9 protein-coding genes are annotated in these 19,216 nt (G+C 54.4%); 4 read left to right on the top strand and 5 right to left on the bottom strand.

Annotated features, from left to right (window positions below; all coding sequences use genetic code 11):
• Window positions 1-543: 543 nt before the first annotated feature.
• Window positions 544-1,515 (bottom strand): arginase family protein, encoded by a 972-nt coding sequence (locus D9K61_RS07705; RefSeq protein WP_120632777.1) that lies wholly within the window; start codon window positions 1,513-1,515, stop codon window positions 544-546.
• A 626-nt stretch (window positions 1,516-2,141) separates the two neighbouring features.
• Here D9K61_RS07705 and D9K61_RS07710 point away from each other — a divergent pair.
• The 4 genes from D9K61_RS07710 (at window position 2,142) to D9K61_RS07725 (ending at window position 7,400) form a co-directional block, all read left to right on the top strand.
• Window positions 2,142-2,942 (top strand): hypothetical protein, encoded by an 801-nt coding sequence (locus D9K61_RS07710; protein WP_162946799.1) that lies wholly within the window; start codon window positions 2,142-2,144, stop codon window positions 2,940-2,942.
• Between the two features lie 973 nt (window positions 2,943-3,915).
• Window positions 3,916-4,875 carry a Fe-Mn family superoxide dismutase gene (locus D9K61_RS07715; RefSeq protein ID WP_162946800.1) on the top strand — a complete coding sequence of 320 codons (960 nt, stop codon included), beginning with the start codon at window positions 3,916-3,918 and terminating at the stop codon, window positions 4,873-4,875.
• A gap of 108 nt (window positions 4,876-4,983) precedes the next feature.
• Window positions 4,984-5,907 carry a glutathione S-transferase C-terminal domain-containing protein gene (locus tag D9K61_RS07720; RefSeq protein ID WP_120632673.1) on the top strand — a complete coding sequence of 308 codons (924 nt, stop codon included), beginning with the start codon at window positions 4,984-4,986 and terminating at the stop codon, window positions 5,905-5,907.
• A gap of 608 nt (window positions 5,908-6,515) precedes the next feature.
• Window positions 6,516-7,400, top strand: a complete 885-nt coding sequence (locus D9K61_RS07725) for a sterol desaturase family protein (protein WP_120632674.1) — start codon at window positions 6,516-6,518, stop codon at window positions 7,398-7,400.
• Between the two features lie 474 nt (window positions 7,401-7,874).
• Here D9K61_RS07725 and D9K61_RS07730 read toward each other — a convergent pair whose 3' ends face one another.
• The 4 genes from D9K61_RS07730 to D9K61_RS07745 all read right to left on the bottom strand — a co-directional run bounded on the left by D9K61_RS07730 (window position 7,875) and on the right by D9K61_RS07745 (window position 19,214).
• Window positions 7,875-10,760, bottom strand: coding sequence for a M10 family metallopeptidase C-terminal domain-containing protein (locus tag D9K61_RS07730; RefSeq protein ID WP_120632675.1), 2,886 nt, complete (start codon window positions 10,758-10,760; stop codon window positions 7,875-7,877).
• 675 nt (window positions 10,761-11,435) lie between these two features.
• Window positions 11,436-12,053 (bottom strand): hypothetical protein, encoded by a 618-nt coding sequence (locus tag D9K61_RS07735; protein ID WP_162946801.1) that lies wholly within the window; start codon window positions 12,051-12,053, stop codon window positions 11,436-11,438.
• 19 nt (window positions 12,054-12,072) lie between these two features.
• Complete coding sequence (locus tag D9K61_RS07740) at window positions 12,073-17,928, bottom strand: RHS repeat-associated core domain-containing protein (protein ID WP_120632677.1); 5,856 nt, start codon at window positions 17,926-17,928, stop codon at window positions 12,073-12,075.
• The gene (locus tag D9K61_RS07745) at window positions 17,925-19,214 is read right to left on the bottom strand and encodes a hypothetical protein (RefSeq protein WP_120632678.1); all 1,290 of its coding nucleotides are present in this window, start codon (window positions 19,212-19,214) and stop codon (window positions 17,925-17,927) included. The genes D9K61_RS07740 and D9K61_RS07745 overlap by 4 nt, the downstream gene beginning before the upstream one ends.
• Window positions 19,215-19,216 lie beyond the last annotated feature (2 nt).

Here is a 19,216-nt window from a genome sequence, read left to right on the forward strand (position 1 = left end):
AATTTTTTCATCTCCAAAATCCCGGCCCGCTATTTTCAAATGAACAACATATCCATCAATTCAGAAGCTTTGCCTCTCCAGCGAAGGTAAAGTTCCTCTACGTGTTTGGATAGATTGATCGACAGACTGTGGAACACGTGTATTACACTGAAGTGTGAACTCTACACTTTGCTCCCTCCAAAAACCAACAGGTCCGGAGTCCCAGCTGGCGAAGGATGGCTAGGCAGTACTCCTGTCCAGACGTCTCAGGCAATCAACTATGCCAGAAAATGCGAGGGAACCGGGCAATCATAGTGCGGCGTCTGTTCACCAATAGTAATGGTGGGGTTTGCGCCCATCGGGCCAGCAGGTGTCGTCAGGATCAGCACCTTTGATATTCACCGAAGCAAGCGCTTCGTTACGAATAGCGCATTCAGTCCGCAGTTGTTTTGAAACACTTTATCGCGAATACTCGAGCGGTGATCATTCAAAGCCAGCTATGCGGGACAGAACGGGCATTGGCTGCCAATGCCTGAATGTCGGCAATAGCCCGTCGTCACTTACTTAAGGTCCGGCGACGCATTGCCCTGCCTTTTGACGAGCGATTACGCCCATTGTGGCCGTCACCAGCCTTGAAACATTCAGACCGCCAATGCCATCAACATCCACCTCGGGCATGATCTCCACAAAATCCACGGCGGCTATTCGGCCTCGGTTTGTTGCGGTGATTAGCTCCAGCACTTGATAATAGCTCAGGCCACCGGGGCTACGTCCGATTGTATTGGGGGTGACCGACGGGTCCAATGCATCAATGTCGATGCACAGGATGACGTTCGCGCCCGGGTCGATCTGATCGATTGCGGGCTGTAATCCGTGCTTGTGAACGTCCGGGCCGGTGAAGAATTTCACCCCCCACGATTTGGCGTCCTCAAAATCTGACGAATGCCCCGACCCTATTCCCCGCGCACCCACTTGGATGATTTTGTCGATATGAGCCATTTCGGAGGCGCGTCGCATTGTCGAAGAAAGACCCATCGTTTCGCCCATATGGATGTCCCGCCAATCGATATGCGCGTCAATCTGAAGAATGGTGAAGGTTTCACCACTGTTGCCCATCGCGTCGATCATCGGAATCGGTACGGAATCATCACCACCTATCAGAATGGGGACGACCCCGCGTGCAACGATTTTGGACACCGCATGACGGATAGCCTCCCGATTGGAGGCAAAATCAGTCGCGCTCCACGGCAGATCGCCACAATCTACCGCCCGTTTTGTTCCGTCAGGAAAGGTCGGGCCACCAAGGTCAAAATTGTGTCGATCAACATTCGCAGAAAGTGACCCAATGGCTTGGCGCAACGACTCTGGTCCGTTCTGAGCATAGGCCCCCACCGAACCATAAGACGTTGCACACGGTGCGCCGATAAAGGCCGAAGACGCATCTATCGCTTCAAAATCCTTGCAGGCCTCAAGGCCCAAAAAAGTCTCAACTGAAGTGGCGCCGAACAACGCTGCGAGATCAGGCTTTGCGCTCATTTCGTTTTTCCTTTCAGCTTGATTCATTGGTCAGCATGGCATCCAGCCAAAGTAATGGCTACGTCGTTCTCCGTAGAAATAATGATCAAACATCGTCAGCGGGTACTGTTTGTTGGCGGCGACCGCCTATGCGCCTCACGGAAAGTTCACAGGCGCCACCTGAATCCGAAGCAGCGAGGTTTACCCTGCGAAACGGTTGAAGCTTGGAATCTGTTTCGGCGGCGCATCGGGTTCTCTCGTGTTCGACACAATTCAAGAACAAATGAGTGCGCTAGTTGCGAAACACAGCGGAACGCTTGCTTAAAGCCGTCGGGATACCGCCATAATAGTGGATTCCAACACCGCTATAGGAGCACCAGCCAACGAAAATACAAAAGCCAATTCAAAGGCGGTTCGCAGATCCAAAGCAATACCGCTGCCCGAGGCCTTCCCATCCACCATCTCACTGGTGGCTACGTCTCGGGTGAGCCTCGTTACCCGTGTTAAGTGGTCAAGTCATGAACAGAATGTGGTCAATCTTCACACGCTTCATAAAGAATACCCACGGTGTGTATTTGTTGGTTGACGAGGCCCGGTTCCTAACTAGTGTGCCCACGCCAGTCTGACTTTGGTTGAGGAATAACGCTGTGGATGTTCAAGTCGCGAGTTTTTGGTTTGGATCGCCATTGTCCTGCGTCGAGAGAGTGTGCATTCAGTCATTTCTGGACCATGGCATTCCCTTTCATCTGTACGTCCTTAATCTGAACATGGATGTGCCCGATGGCGTTATCTTGCATGATGCGCGCGACATCTATGCCGACGATCAGATGGAATTGCTTTCCGGGTCCCGGAAACGCGCGGCTGTTTTCTCAGATGTTTTTCGCATGTATATGCTGCAGAAAACCGACTTTGTGTGGGTCGATTTGGACATCTACTGTGTTAATCCTTTGGATTTCGAAAGCGATTACCTGTTTGGTGTGGTGTGGCGAAAAAAAGCAATGAATAATTGTGTGTTGCGTCTTCCCAGGAATTCGCTCGCGCTGAAACTGATCGTCAACTTTCTAGAGTCTGAGGTACCATTGCCCTTTTGGTTATCTGATGACCACATCAAAAAACTGGTCAACCGGTATGAAGCCGGTGAACAAATTACTTTGTATGATTTGCCCTGGACAACAACAGGTCCGAGCGTGACACGTTGGGCATTGACTTTAACTGGGGAAATTGACCGTGGCCAACACTGGCACTTGTATTGGCCCCGGCGGGGATTTGTAGATCCAAGTCAGGATATTGACTATTACGAACCCGATTGGGTGCGTTTCCATCACTTTCAAGGTGAAACACGTTCGCAAATCCACGATCTGTATGAGGGTATTCCGCCCAAGGGCAGCTATATCGATTTTATCTGCAACCGACATGGGATTAACCCAGAAAATTACCCGGTTGTGTAGCGCCGCCTAAACCCGCCCTCTCGGCCGCGTTTCGATTTCGACAGGCTTTGAATAATCTCCATTCACGTTTTGGCTCCGGTGTTGACGTCTCAGGCCTTAAACCGGCGCCTTCATTGAGCATTAACGCGCCGGCGGAAGCTGACGCCCGCTGGTGTCTTTTGGACGCGGTGCCGCAACCCTAAAACAACTAAAATGAAGCGAAAAACTATCGAAACTTGGCGCGCGCTTCATGGCGAATCCACCGCACAGTCACTCCAACAGGATAAACCGAATCCTCCCATAGTTTGGACCGCCATCTGCCCCAAAATCCCCGACGACGGACAAATGTCTGACGTCAGCGCTTATGGGCCAGGTAGGGGAGTTTGATAAGAAAGTGTTTTCGGCTCATCTTAACCACCGTGGAGTTGACGATGAGAAAGACAACAAAGAGTCCAGGCAATAGGATCGTCAAGGACATCGAACAAGCAACCGCGCCAGCAATACTCGTCTGACGAGACGATCAGGTTCGTACTGGATGGCCTCCGGGTGAAGACAGCACTGCGGAACAGTGCCCTCGTGCAGAGATCTCACAGGGGGCCACAACAAATGGTCCGAGGGCTTCATGGAGACGGGTAACAAGCGGTGGCGGCCCAGAAATAGATAGGATAGCCGGCCAGGACGGAAGCTCTGGTGACTGTTTCGGGCATAACAGAACTACCAGACTGCAAGTCTCGGGTTGCTTTCAGAAAATAGTGCCAACGTTTGTCCGAATGTGCAGCCCGGTGAACCAACTGCCACCATCGCTTGCAGGAAAAGACACAATTTCGCCAGCGTCCTGCGGCGCACCCAGCCATCCAATTGGCGACCACGGTTGACTGTATCTTGACCATACCTCTCTCATATTCCAAGTTAGCGTTATGGGGCCGCGAACGCCCCGTGAGGCTGAGGCCCAAGTTTCGCATCCATGACACCCGCAACAGCAGGGAGGATGCGCATGAATACGCACCAGAAATTCAAAACCTATACACCCGGCCAGCATGTCGTTCGGGGCATCCCGTTCAAAGCTCATAAGATCGACGGCTTTACGCCCGAAATGCTCGAACAGCATTTTGAGCAGGTTTATGGCGGTACGGTTCGTCGCTTGAACGAGATAGAAAAGCAGATTGCGAGGAACGATCACAACAGTGCTTTGTGGGAAAAGCACCTAGCGGCTGCCAATGCGGTCATTCTGCACGAACTTCATTTCTTTTCCCTCGGTGAAGAAGGTGGTGAAGAGCTATCGGATGCGACGCTAAAACAGGCCATTGATGCGGCTTTTGGCAGCTTCGCGGCTTGGCAGGTCGAATTTTCGTCCATGGCGACATCGGCAGAAGGCGGCTGGGCAATTCTGGCGTGGTCGGATCGATTTGATCGATTGATGAACGTCAGGACGGTCGATGACGCACACGCCTTGTCTGATACAGCCCCTTTGCTCGCGCTCGACATGGGAGCATACGCATTCTCCAGTGATTTCGGGTCGGACCGGCAAAGCTATGTCTCTGCGTTTCTACAAAGTGTTCATTGGGTACGCGTGGCAGAACGCTTCCATCGATCACTGGGTAGGACGGTACGAGATGAGGACTCCGACCCCAACCAGATTTCAATCAGCGAACTGAAAGCCGGTCTTGACCAAGGCGACGACGTTCTGGTTCTCGATGTACGGCACGATGACGACTGCGAACGATACAGAAATCGAATAACGGGAAGCGCTTGGCGTGACTCTTTTGATGTCGCTGCATGGGCCAACGACTTGCCTAAGGATAAGCCAGTCGTGGTCTATTGCATGTACGGTTTCTGGGTCAGTCAAAAGGCAGCGGAGGAGCTGCGCGCATACGGCATCGACGCACGTAGCCTTTCAGGCGGTGTTACGGCGTGGCGCGCGATGGGTTACTCATCGTCAAGCTACATCGACTAGGTGTTCCATATGGCGCGGCTTGTGGTCAATCCAAGAACAATTTCTGTTTCCCGGAAATAGAGTTAGATAAAAGCAACGATATCTAAAGCGCGAGGCGGATTCTAAAACATGGGTATGCTAATCGACGGCCGATGGGACCAAAACGCGGACAGATCAATGCTATCCGGCACCTACCGCCGAGAACCCAGCGTTCTGGCTACGAGCATTGATGCGGATGTGTTGTATGCTTTGCGGCACGATCCAGATCGATTTGTGCTGATCGCTTCAGCAAGTTGCCCGTGGTCACATGCAACGGTGATTGCGCTGCTTCTAAGCGAGCTTTCTGACTACCTACCGATACAATGGGCAGGCGGGCCACGCATCGAAGGCTATGGCCTGTTGCCAGAAGGGCCGATTACGCAATTGGGCAATATCGAACATGCCCATCAGCTCTATTCCCTGACTGATCCCACATATACCGGTCGCGCAACAGTGCCAATGTTATGGGACAGCAAACATCAGATAGTGTTGTCCAATTCCTCCACCGACATAATCTTGGCGTTTGATCAAGCTGGTAGTGGCCCCAAGCTGCGGCCGGGTAACTTGCGCAGTGAGATTGATAAGCTAACCGCCGAGATTTTCGATGGCCTTTCAAACGCGGTCTACCGCGCGGGCAAGGCTGAGCGACAAGTCGAATACGATGATGCGGTCAACACAGTATTCGACACCATGGATCGTCTTGAAGATCGATTGATGGATCAGCATTTTCTCTTTGGCAACAATCTGACAACCGCTGACATTCGCCTTTTCGCTACCTTGGTTCGGTTTGATACCGCATATGCAACGCACTTTCGCTGCACTCGAAAAAGGCTGGTGGATTATCCAGCCCTTTGGCGCTTCACACGCCGCATTTACCAGGTTCCAGGCATAAAAGAGACTGTTGATTTTGAAGAAATTCGCTTTGGCTACTATGTAAATGATGGAAGCCACAATCCGTTCGGTATCATCGGACAGCAGCCGCAGATCAACTGGGAAAGCTGCGACGGGCTTTAGCTGTTACTTTCACCACACTCCTTTACGGGCGGCGGATCCGGGACTTAGACGAACACGGTATCTACGCGTTCAGTGTTTCAATGGACGCGTCTTTGGCAGAGTGTATCTTCGGTGTCTGAAACGACATACTCTCGCAGGGCTTAACGAATTCGTCGTCTCAGGTCGACGAGGAGATCAGCAGACCCAATCCGTCTTGGCAGTCTGACACGGCATGATCTGTATCGGGCTTATGCAATATCTGTTGTCTGGCGTCGTGACATTAGCGAAGGCGCAGATTTCGATTTCGGTGGTGGTGAAATTCTTAGCGATTCCCGGACACGGCATCGTCTCCGCTGCGGTTTTAGTATCACGTCGGTGTTGCTGTCTAAGTCTTTGCAAACATCGCTCGGGCTCGCCTGCGCATGATTTGCGATGTCGCGCACGTTCGGCAACACTGAGGGCAGCCGACAGCACGATATGCTCACGCCGCTGGTCGTCGGCAATTCGCGTTTTGTCAGTGGTCTATCATCTTTTTCATACATGCCTCTTGTGCGCATTGTCGGGTCAACTTACGTAAATGAACGATCGTTCGTTCTCAACAGCAATGATCGAACTCGAAAGGAAGGCGAATGGACTCAACTGAAGCTCAATTCCTGGAATATGCCGTTGTGTTTGAAGCCCTAGATGTTTTAGCGCTGGCATTTCTATTTGCGGTCGTCTCTGAATCCGTCTGGGACGTCGTAACAGGCCAACGCAAGAAACTGGGAGAGACCTTTGCCAACGGGGCAATAGCCATTATCTTGGCGCTGCTGGAAAGAACGGCGTACGGGTTGATCTTCATAGTCGCGCTGCTTTTGGTGACGCCGTTTGCAGTGTTCGAGATACCGCAGGGGTGGTGGACCCTACCATTGGCGGTGCTTGCTGCGGATTTCACATATTATTGGATGCATCGCTGCGAACACGAGGTTCGATTGTTCTGGGCCAATCACAGCGTGCATCACTCGTCACCCGAGTTTAATTTCACAACCGCGCTGCGCATCAGCTGGATGGACGCTATAATTGAATGGGTATTCTTCGTTCCTATGATTTTGCTTGGGTTCGGTCTCGTTCCTACGGTGGCGGGGCTGGTCGTCGTTGTGGCTTACCAAAGCTGGGTACACACCGAGAAAGTTGGCAGATTGGGTTGGCTTGACCAATTGATGAATACGCCCTCGATCCACCGTGTCCATCATGGATCCAACGCGCAATATATCGACAAAAACTACGGTGGCATCCTGATCATTTGGGACCGCATTTTCGGAACCTATGCCCCCGAAAACGAGACGGTCAAATACGGCATAACAACCCCCATCGGATCGCAGAATCCATTCACCATCAACTTCAGGGAGTATACCACGCTGCTTCACGATGTCCGCCGTGCAGAAAGTTGGAAAAGCGCCTTGGGCTACATGTTCCGCCCTCCCGGTTGGCAACCAGAAAATTCAGGAAAATCCAAAGAAAATCCGCAGCCATGAAGCTGCTGGCAATTTTTCTGGCCCTTGGTGTCCTCGCAGGATGCGCGGCGGCAAGCCTCGTTTCTCCGCGCCGTCAATATCCACGATATTCGACCCTACCAGATTGAGAAAGTCCAGCTTCCATGGCGTGGCGACGTCGTATTCACAAGAGGGTTTTATCTGACAGCAATCTAGTTGTCCCGGCCTGGACCAAGCGAACGTGGCGAAACAAATCTCGGTCATTGCCCGGCTTCGGTTTTGTCCAATCACCTGAAAAAGCCAATTATGCCGTGCTGCGACGTGAAGATCGTGGCCTCGGCCAAAGAAGCTCCAACTACCGTCAGGTAGTTGATGGTCGCTTGCTGCGCTGTTTGCTCGCCGAAACCCAGGATGCGTTTAACAACATCGCAGAAGTATGTGCAGTCCCAGGTATCGGCGCCATGTTCAAGAGCTTTGCTTGTCCTACCTCAATAGCGATGGTGCGCCAGGCCACTATCAGAACAAAAAGACATCTTCCTCCATCGAGCTTGAAATCATCAAAGCGGTTTCCTCATCTGCTTCGTGTCCGAGATTGCTGTCCAATGAAGTGTCAATCATCTTAGTCGAAGCGTCAGCTGCGGCAAGTTCGAGTTCAATCATGACAACTGCGTTTTCAGCACCGGCATCGGCGAGCAGATTGGACGGAAACTCAAAAACATCATCAGTTTCTTCCAAAACCCCTACTGCAGGCGCTGTTTTTTGCAGCGAAGGTGAAAACTGGCTCAGCTTCGGTGGAGCGACCCCAATCGTCCCGTCATTGTTCAGATCAACGCCATAGAAAGCCTCGACATCGATGACATTGGCCACGGTCGCACCGCTGACAAAATTGCCTGACCCGTCGAGCGTCCATTCCGCGTAGGTTCCGTCGGCGTTTTTCCACAGCAGCTTGAACTCGCCGGCAATCGCTTCGGCCTGAATGGCTTGCCAGCCGGACAGGCTGTTCGGACCCATATTGGTTCCGCTCAGCGTGACCTGATTGCCATCAACCAAATAGCCGGTCTGAGTTGAGACGGCCAGAGTTGTAGAGCCGCTGGTTTCGACGTTGAAGGTTCCATGTCCGGTCAAACCATCACCGTTGATGTCTGCTCCATAGAAAACCTCGACGTCACTAACGTTAGCCACAGTTGTACCGCTGACAAATTGACCAGCCCAGTTGAGTGTCCATTCCGCGTAGGTTCCGTCGGCGTTTTTCCACAGCACCTTGAACCCACCGGTAATCGCCTCGGCCTGAATAGCTTGCCAGCCGGACAGGCTGTTCGGTCCGGTTTTTGTACCATTCAGTGTCAACTCGATACTGCCGTCGATTAGATAGGCGCCTCGGGTTGGTGATGAGGCCAGCGTGGTGGCGCCGTTGGATTCGATGCTATTAGTGATATGTCCAATCGTCCCGTCATTATTCAGATCAACGCCATAGAAAACCTCGACGTCACTGACGTTGGCCACGGTTACGCCGCTGACAAAATTGCCTGACCCGTCGAGCGTCCATTCTGCGTAGGTTCCGTCGGCGTTTTTCCACAGCACCTTGAACCCGCCGGTAATCGCCTCGGCCTGAATAGCTTGCCAGCCGGACAGGCTGTTCGGACCCGTATTGGCTCCGCTCAGCGTGACCTGGTTGCCATCAACCAAATAGCCGGTCTGAGTTGAGACGGCCAGAGTTGTAGAGCCGCTGGTTTCGACGTTGAAGGTTCCATGTCCGGTCAAACCATCACCGTTGATGTCTGCTCCATAGAAAACCTCGACGTCACTAACGTTAGCCACAGTTGTACCGCTGACAAATTGACCAGCCCCGTTGAGTGTCCATTCCGCGTAGGTTCCGTCGGCGTTTTTCCACAGCACCTTGAACCCGCCGGAAATCGCTTCGGCCTGAATGGCTTGCCAGCCGGCAAGCGAGTATTGCCCCATAACCTGACCATTCAAACTCAGAGCAATGTTGGAGCTGCCAGCATCCAGAACATAGATTCCCTGGTTTCCCTGCTGCAGTGTTGTGCCGGTTGTATCGACATCTGAAAGCTGCATTGCAAAACCGATGTTCGACCAAGAGTATTGCTGTGCTCCGTTCAGGAACTGAATCAGCTCTACATCGTTCGAGATCGTGAAGGTTATGCGGGTAACGACATTCAGGAATTGGTATGTGGCACCATTCGTCAAGAATAAGTAGTTACTGATCGCAGTGACGAACCTGACCGTATCGGTACCCGTTCCTCCGGAAAACGAACCGGCATTCGCTGCCACAACGGCCAGATCATTGCCTTGATCACCAAAAACCTGGTCAGCGCCAGATCCATACGCAAGGTATATGGTGTCGTTACCGCTCCCGCCATATATCGTATTATTATTGCTCCCGTTAGAAACCGATGTAATTGTGTCGTGTCCGCCGTTACCACGCAAAACATTCTGGGTCGTGTTTCCGACGATAATATCACTGCCTGATCCGCCAGTGGCATTCTCGATTACGACACCATGGGCAATGGTGAATCCGCCCTGAACGCCAGCCACATACGAAACAACACCACCCCCGGTCGCAGTGTAATCAAGAGTGGCAGGTCGCAAATCGATCACAGCGGTCACACTGCCGTCATAACGGATCGTATCAGTTCCGCCGGTATCCCAAATCGCCTGATATCCGGTTCCGGCGGTATTGGAGCCCGCAAGACTATATGTTGTGCTGCCCGACTGATACGAAGTATTCGCCCCATACATCGCTTGCAACGCAGCGATATCGAGTGCACCCAGACCCGTCGAACCACCATATGAATTGGACACGGGCAGATTGCCGTTCGCCTGCGTCCAGCCGTCATTATACGACATTATGGTATAGACACCCTGATTCAGATTGTTGACACCGAATACATTGAAGGGTGAGGTCACACCGGCCATGACAGCAGTGCCAAAGCCTGTATCATGTGGATGGCCAAGTCCCAGAGCATGGCCAAGTTCGTGAAGGATTGTCGTAAAGAAATATCCGCCCGGATCGCCGTTTACGCCGGGTTTCCAATAATCGGTGCTGAATGCTCCAGTTGACGGCGCATTACTTGGCCCATAATGAAATCCCAGTGTTGTTGGGCGACCGATGACCGAACTTGGCGCGATGTATTCAACAAGATCAGCGGAAGCAGCGTTTGAGGTTTCGATAAATTTGATATTTGCAACGGCCTCGATGGCTGCAAGCGCCTTTCTGAAGTCATTTTTATAGCCCGCGGTCCAAGCCTCACTATTGATCGCGCGCGCGAAATTATAGGTAATCGTGGTTACGGTTCCCGGATTGCCATTGCCATATGCCCAATTTCCCTGGAGTGCGTTGACTGGAGATGATGCGGATGGTCCGGGTATGTATGAAATCATGTCTTGGCCTCAAATACAGCGGCATTGCTTGTGTATTCTGTCTACACAGAATTTGTCATTTTAGGGGCGATGGCAGAAAACACACCCATTTCGGTGTTTAGCCCAGTCATCTGGAAAAATGAAGAGCTCTGTCGCAAACTCCTCTGAGGTATTCGTGCGCCCTGGAAATTTCTGTGTTTAGTCGGCTGAAACTGCAAATTGCTTGGATGGGCAGGTTCCAACTTCGAACTAACCTTTGCGGATAATCTGCACAACCTCGATTCCGTCCGCCTCAGATGCAGGACCCAACGATTTGAAGCGAGCATCGTGCGGCTCCGACGTTTGATGAATCGATGGTCGTGTTCAACAAGGTTGTTAAGGAAACCGTAGGTCTTTCCTCTCTTTTGCCATGCGTCTTTGGGTAACTTGATCGGGCATACGTCTTGACGCGCACGGAGGCTTAAACGAGCACTCGGCGTTACGAAGGTAACGTGCGCCATCTATCAACCGGACAACCTGCTGTGATTGCGGAAGAAAGTACCAAAATCGCTACCGATCTTCTTGGCTCTCAGCCAATACAGATCTCTGGTATTACTGCCTGAGCCTTGACGGATGAAACACACCAGACGTTCGAATTCGATGGCTTCCAAACCTAAACCCCCAGTGGAAAGTCCCGCCTGACAACGCCAAATGCATCTATAGAAATAGAAGGGCGAGAAATCCAAGAAGCGAAAACGCGGCAGTATCGGCAGAGGCGGCGGCGGTGGTTGTCACCGCAGCCGTAACCACGGCATCAACAACCACTTCGCTGCTGGCCGCCGCTGTGGCAGCGATCGAGCCTTCTGCGGCAGCTCCGGCGGCCGCGCCTGCGGTATCGGCAATACCAGCCGTCGCCGCCGCATCTGCGGCTGTGCTTGTGGCCGCAGCAAACCCTGCACCATCAGCGCTGCTCGCGCTGGCCGCAGTTCCGGCAGAGGCGGCGCCTTCTGTCGTCGCGGTACTGCCCAGCGATAACGATGCGCTACTGTCGATGGCAGCGTCGGCACTTAACTCGGCAGAACCAGCCTCGGAATCCACGCTTGCGGCTTCTGCAAGGCTGCTGGCGTCGGTGCTGGCAAACTGTGTCGTGCTCTCGGCTTCTGCCGTAGCCGCTGTGTCAAGCGATGCGTCAGCGGTGCCTAGATTCTCAGGCGTCACTTCGCTGAGCTCCAGCTCTTGTTCGGGCACAGTACACTCCTGCGCCCAAACCATGCTGGCAGAAAAAAGCGTTACCCCAAGCGCCGTCAGGCAAGTTTTCAAAGTTCTTTGCGTCATCACACCCTCCTCGGATGGGTTATTGGCACACATGATCAATCAACCTGGTGGTTTCATCTTGCATGTTGTCAGCGCGGAGTTCAGCGTCATCCATTCTGTTATCCATTTGGTCAAACCGGCGTTCAAGCCGACCAATCCTGCGCAATTGCCCTTGAAGTTGAACATTCCGGACACATGCGATGGCTGCACCCGCGATTGATGCAAGACCGGCCGCAGCCGCGCCGCCACCAACAGCCGCAGCTTGCACAGTGTTGCCACTGGACACACCAAGATAGATGTTCGCGCCTCCGGCTCCCAAACCGCCAATCCCACCTATGGTCCCAACCGTAACGGGCAACGCGCAGCTTGCACCGGCATGGCCGCTTGGATCGAACCCAAACTGCGGGTTATTCAACAGGAAGGCATAGCGATTGGCAGCATCGGGGCGGTCCGGCGATGCACCGTATTGCGTATCGGCCCGGGTGAAACGTCCCAACCTCGGATCGTAATACCGCGCGCCGTAAACGTTGAGCCCGGTATCCGCATCAAGTCGCTGACCTAGGAAACCGAAGGTCGGAGTGCCCGTGCTGCCATTGGCATCGACGGCGCCATATGCGTCATAGAGATAGAACGCACCCGCCGTGCCCTTGGCATCAGTATCAAAGACCACGCTGCGGCGTTCGTCGGAATGCAACCATGTCTCGGACTGAACAGCGCCGCCCGTAAAAGTTCCCATCCAGGCCGGTCCCATCGGACCATGTACTGTGACCTGCGCCTGCGACCCGGTGGTACCGTCTTTTGCCACATAGCCCGGCGTGACATAAATGTACTCGGTACCGTCGGCACCTTGTCGCCAAACGCGCTGACCGGTGTGATCATAGGCATAGCGAGACGTGCCAGCGGTCACGGTCGTCTCGATCAGCCGATCGCGCCCGTCATATTGTCCCGAAAAGCTCAGGGCTTGCGAACCCAAATCCGTCAGGTTGCCAGAGAGATCATATGTTGCGGCCAAGGGTGCACCGTCATAGGTGCTGTTCGCGCCCAGTTGAAAGCCTTCCGGGGTGGTTTTGAGCGGGCCCAAATCAAACAGGTTTCCGGCATCATCGTATGCCAGCGATTGCGCCTGTGTGATCCGGCTGTCGCTGGCCGTGACCAACCGTTGCGACTCGTAGCTCATGGTGCGGCTATAACTCGACCATTTCGCGGATGCGCCAGTTACCGACAAGACGAACCCAAATGGATCGCGCGCATACTTTTCGGCGAAGATCGTGGTGGGTCCCAATCCTGTTTTGATGCTTTGCATATGGAAGGCAGCACCATAGGTTTGCTGCGTTTCGACACCATTGCCAAAGCTCATGGTCTGCGGCTGTCCAAAGGCGGTGAAATCCGCCGCGCCGATCTTTTGTGTGCCGTTCACCTTTTGCGAAATCAAATTGCCATAGGCAAAACCCCATTCGAAAATCGTATTGTCCGGCAAAGTCTGATGCACCGGTCGGCCCACAGGATCAAAGCGCGTGACGACATCCAGCGCGGCTTGGCCACCGACGGCCAGCGTGGCGCGCTTGGCATTACCATAGGCATCATAACCAAAGCTTCGCGTCACATCTTGCGCTTGCCCACTGACCTTGGCAGAGGTCAGGCGCCCACGCCCGTTCTCGCCTGCTTGCGGATTGTCATACGTCAAAGCTACGTTCGGCCCACCGGGGTAAGTTACGTTCAACTGCCGCCCCAGCGCGTCATAGCCATAACTTGTGGGTCCTGTGTTTGTCTTTTTGCTCGACAGAAACCCATCCGTGCCAAAAGCATACTGGATCGTTCCCAGCGCTGGCAGGCGTTTTGCGCAGACACGATTCAGGCTGTCATAAGCGTAATAGGCCCGGATATCAGTGTTGGGGCCTGCGCCGTCTGGCGCACTGGCGCAAGTTGGAACAATGGCTTGTGATCCCGTCGCACCTGGCGGATTCAGGACTGTAATACGTCCGGTAAGGTCACGGTTCAGCTGCGTATGTAGCGCTGTACCCCCCTGCCCGACATCCTGGACGGTGACTGTGACGGATCGCGCATCATTGTTGAAGTAGCTCTGATCCTGCGTAACGAGAACCTCGTAGGGGGTGCCGGCGGCTTCGGTTCTTGCGCTCTGTTCGCCGGTATCCGTAACGGTGTGGACGATCTTGGCCAGCACGGTTTTGGTCGCGCCACCAGAGGTCCAAGGTGCCGTGTTGCCGATACTACGGTCAAGCGGATCAAAGCTCTGCGAGATGCTGGCTGGGGCGCTGTCTGTTGTAAAATGCGGCAATAGGCTTTCGACCACATCATGCATCGCATTGAAGGTTTCATCTTTGACAACTCGGGTCAGACTGCCATCCTCGGCCTGTGTCACCCGGCGGTAGTCGCGGTCCATACCATCGTAATAGGTTACGTTGAGCAGCGTTTGCGGGTTCCCGTCGGCAAGGGCCCAATCCTGCAGGGTTGTCCGCCGCACAGTGGCGATGCCGTTTTCCCAAGCATGCGCAAAAGTCACAAGATTGACCAGCTTTTGTGACGGCACAGCTGACGGCTGCACCACAAAGCTGCCGACACAAGACGCTGCGGTTAGGGCTTGATCAGCGTCGGCAGGCAGCGGTCCCTGAAGCGTTGCACGGCGCCCGAAATCATCATAGCAGACCGTGTCGACATTGCCGTTTGAATCCACCCGAATGCTGCGCTTACCAAACCGCGCATCAAAACCATAAAGCTCCGTAAGACGTTCCCCGTCTGCATTGGCGGGCATGGTCTGACCGATCTCATATGTGTTCCACGTGTCTTCGACTGTGAAATTCGTAACGGCCCCATTGGACGCCGTATGGCTCAATCGGTTCCCAAAGGCATCAAAGCTGTACCCGTCGCCAACAAAGACGCCGTTTTGTTGATCCCAAACGTTGGCGCCTATCAGGTTCATCTCGGGGCCATAGCTATACTGCTTAAGCGACACGTCAGTCCCCGCAACAAAAGTCCCGATATCGGTCGTCGCTGAACTTGCCGAGACTTTCCGATACAACGGATAGCTCAGAAACCAGTTGGCCTCATCATCGCTGAACGATGCGCTCTTGTAGACATTGTCACTTGGGTCAATGTCTTTGCCTTTGCGATCCACAAGGTTGAGGTTGGCAGTCTGTGTCTGGTTGCCGTATTTGTCATGGACAAAGCTCTGTCCCAGCGAATGCTTGTAGTCGTTTCCCTGAAAACGGTCACTACGGATCGCCTTGACCTGCACCATCCTGGCCTTAAATCCGGTGGTGGTTGATGTTTCGGTCACTGGTTCTTCGTAGTCAAAGAAATCCTCGTGATAAATTTCTCCCGGCGTACAAACAGTGGCGTCTGTCATGCAGCTCAGCGATTTTTCAGAAGGTCGTCCAATTAGTGGAAACTGCTGATTGTAGGTTAGCGCCGTCGTCCGGCTCATCGAGACATTGGTGTGGGTCGAACTGCCAAATCCCAGCCAGCCGCGACCCAGATTGCTGGTCGCGCCGTCCTTGTAGAAGTGCTTGACCGGATAAGAGAAATCGCGCCCGGTAATTGCAGCGTTGTTGGTGCTGGTGTTGTCGGCAACGACATAGAAATGGCCCGTCAGCCGCGCAGCAGATCTGTAGACAGGAAGCGTGCTGTTCTGATTGATCGGACGATAGCGCTGAAACTTCGCCAAGGCGCCTTCACCTGGTGTTTCACTATAAACCGAAGGGTTCGAGATCGGTTTATAGTTGACTGTGACTTGCCCGCGAGTGCTGCGCGTCAGCGACGTCATCAAGTCTGGGTATGCACCTGCAACAAGGCCCACCACCACGCCGCTTGCAGTAAAACCCACAAGATCGGTAAGCCCGTCCGCATTCACATCAACGGGTAGGCGCGCCACATCCGCCGCCGAACCACCTGACCCGATGCCCAAACGATCCAACGAGGATTGATTCCAGTTGCTCTTTGCAAAGGCGGCCCCGTTGGACAGCGCAATCTGCACGCTACTGTCACCGATGCCGACAATGTCAGCCAACCCATCCGCGTTCACATCCATCAGCATCCGCGGGGTGGAGCTGTCCCAGTTGGGCGCGCCAAATTCGTTTGACCAGGTTTCGGGGGGCTCAAAACCTGCCCCATTCGAAAGCCCTACCAGCACCGTTGTAGAGAACCCTACGATATCGGTCAGGCCATCGCCATTCACGTCGCTGAACATACGCGGATTGTCTGGACCCCAATCACCATCATTGGCGAAATTCTGGTAGTTTTGTGCCCAGTCTGTTGTATCGAAGGCGCTGCCGTTCGACAGTGCGACGCTGATGGTTTGCGAGCGCTGATCCATGGCCACCACATCGCTTTTGCCATCACCGTTCATGTCTGCCAGCAAAAGATTCTCGGCTGCAAAGCCCTGCCGCACGCCAAAATTGGCGTTCCACGTCTTTGGCGCATTAAAGCCACCCGTTTCATTGGCCAGCGCAACGGTCGCGCCATCGTCCATCCCAACGATATCGACTGCTCCGTCGCCATTCACATCCGCCAAGTATCGCGGTGCACCTTGTGTCCAGCCGGTATTAGCTGAGAAGTGTGGGAAGACCCCCTGCTGGCGAAGAAATTTCTGTGATTTGGCATCTGCCAGTGCCGTCACCACGCCGTCATTGGAAAAACCCACGATGTCAGCCAACCCATCGCCATTAATATCTGACAGATATCGCGGCTGATCAGGTGTCCAGTTGAAACCAGGGCTAAAATCCGAAATCCATACGGTGGGGCTGGCATAGCTGCCTTGCGTGGCCAATGAGACCTGGGTTCCGTCCTTGAAGCCAACGATATCACTGAGCCCGTCGCCGTTGACATCTGCCATCGTAACCGGATTTTGGGCCCGATCCCAACCACTGCCCGAGGTAAAGGCAGTGGCGATCCAGATGTTGCCGCCGTCAAATGCGTTGTTCCCGTCAGAATACGCGATAGCCGTGGGCGCAAGACCCTCTGCATTTGCTGCGTCCGAGGCAAAACGTTGCACCGTGGTCAAACGACTCCGTCCAGTGGCCGCTGAAATTTCGTAGCTCAAACGATATTGCGCCACCAGATCCGGACCCAGAAAAGTCGAGACTTTGGTCAACCGCAGATCTGTTGTGACCTCGGTTCCAGCCAGAAAATGGCGATAGGGATCGGGTCGGGTTTCGTATTCAAACTTCACGAAACGGTCCGGAGTAGCGGGCCCATCGACATTTGTCCCATATGCGATCTCGACTGGGTAGCTTTGCGACGCTTCCGTACCCTGACCGTTTGGGGACTGACTATACCGGATGCTAAGCGTGTTGCCGTTGCGATCCGTGACTTGTGACAAAAGCCATTCACGCGCCGTGGCCCCATCCGCCGTCGTTGGGCGCGCGTCGGCAGCGCCGCCAAAGATCATATGTGTTCCGTCGGGCCGGATCACTTTGAAACGCTCTGGTCCTGTGCCCGCGCTGCCCGCTGTGGTGATCTTGCGCCAGGTGTCGATCTCGGTCCGGTAAGTGCTGTTCTCGTCTCCGTTTTCACCCGTCATGACCAGCAACCGCTGCCCGCTCAACGCAAAACGATCACTGTTGGTGAACTCAATTGAACCAGCCAAGCCATCTATCGCGATGATTTTCTTTGCACGCGATACTTTGGGAAAGCCCGACATTGACCAACCGACCCCAAGCAACCCGTTGGGGGCGCTGCTGGAATAGGAGAAATTTAGCTTCGGCTGCTGATCCTGAATACCGGGCGGCACTGGGATCGGGATCTGAAAGCTCGCCTCGCCAGCAGCGCTGACGGTGAACCGGCCTTTGTTGGAACCAACATGAGTTGTCTCTTGCGCCTGACTTGGCAGGCATTGAATGCCGAGGGCAAACACGAGCGAAAAACCAAAAAGTCGGATCATGTCTTAGCTCCTTGAAAGGCTTCGATTACAAAAACGTTTGGACCAGGGCGCGTGCGTCCGGGGCGGCCCCGTCGGCCGTTGGCCCCAGAAGCACTGCTAGGACCAGTTGCGCCCGATGCGCCGCCATTGCCTCCGCGACCACCAACACCTGGATTGCCAGGCCGACCATCGAGAGCGGTCACATGCACATCATTGGGTTTGGGGGTTTCAACAAAGATATGGCTGCCCAGCCCGGCGTGACCTGCCGGTCCACCGTCACCACCCCGGCCACCTCGGCCACCTTTGCCGGGCGTCCCGTCGGCCAGAGGTGGCGTCAAAAACAAATGACCACGACCGGGCGTTCCGCCTGTGCCGCCGTCGCCACCGCGGCCGCCATCTCCGCCACATCCGCCATCTCCGGCGCGGGCGTCGATTTCCAGTGATCCCCCCCTGTCCGTCCAGTCACGGACCAGAATTTCTGCAGATTTGCACATGCCACCTGGGCGGCCTCGGGTCCCTGCCCCGCCGGGTCTTCCGTCTCCGCCAGACTGACCATCGCGGTCCTCTGATGCGGGAATGGATCTAGGCACCGGTCCAAGAACACTGGAAGCCACGCACACAGATTGCCCCGCCTTGCCGTCAGCCCCTGCGAGGCCGTCCGCACCGCGCGCGCCGTCAAAACCTCCCATCGGGCCTCGATCAACCGGGGTCAACGTAGGACCAAGAGAAATTCGCCCCCCACCGCATCCAAGGTTTTGGACAACCAGCGAAAGCACATTGCCATTCACTCGGATCTCGGCACCTGCTTCAATTTCTAGCTGTCCGATATTGCACAGCACATAAATCTCTTCCCGATCGCCCAGATCCCAATCCTCGGGACATGAGGTCCGGTCAAATGACTCACCAGCCCGTAGAACCAATTTAGGGATCGAGTAGACCACCATTGCGGCCGGAAAATGCGGCTGCATGCGGGTCAGATCACGCGTTTCAACGGGGCACGCAGCGAAACAATATGCCTCGCCGCGATCATGCACCCCTTGCCAAAGTCGCGATCTGTAAGCCAGCCTTGGCATCATGCGCCGCCTGAGTGCCTGCGTCTCGGGTCCAGCATGGCGCAACAGTGCGGCAAGGCTTTCCACATCTGGCACGTACAGATAGTCGATCTGCGCCCGCCCTTCAGCAAGCGCGCGCAGATTTTGGCCCGCGGTCCACGCAATCCGCTCGAACTCGCCACGTGGTTTGGTCCCTAACGGCACCGTCCAATCACGCGCGTTTCCGGCGGCTGATGTCACATGGTCACGGGCCATTG

This window comes from Ruegeria sp. EL01 (assembly GCF_900313035.1).
In the GTDB taxonomy this organism is placed as follows: Bacteria; Pseudomonadota; Alphaproteobacteria; order Rhodobacterales; family Rhodobacteraceae; genus Ruegeria.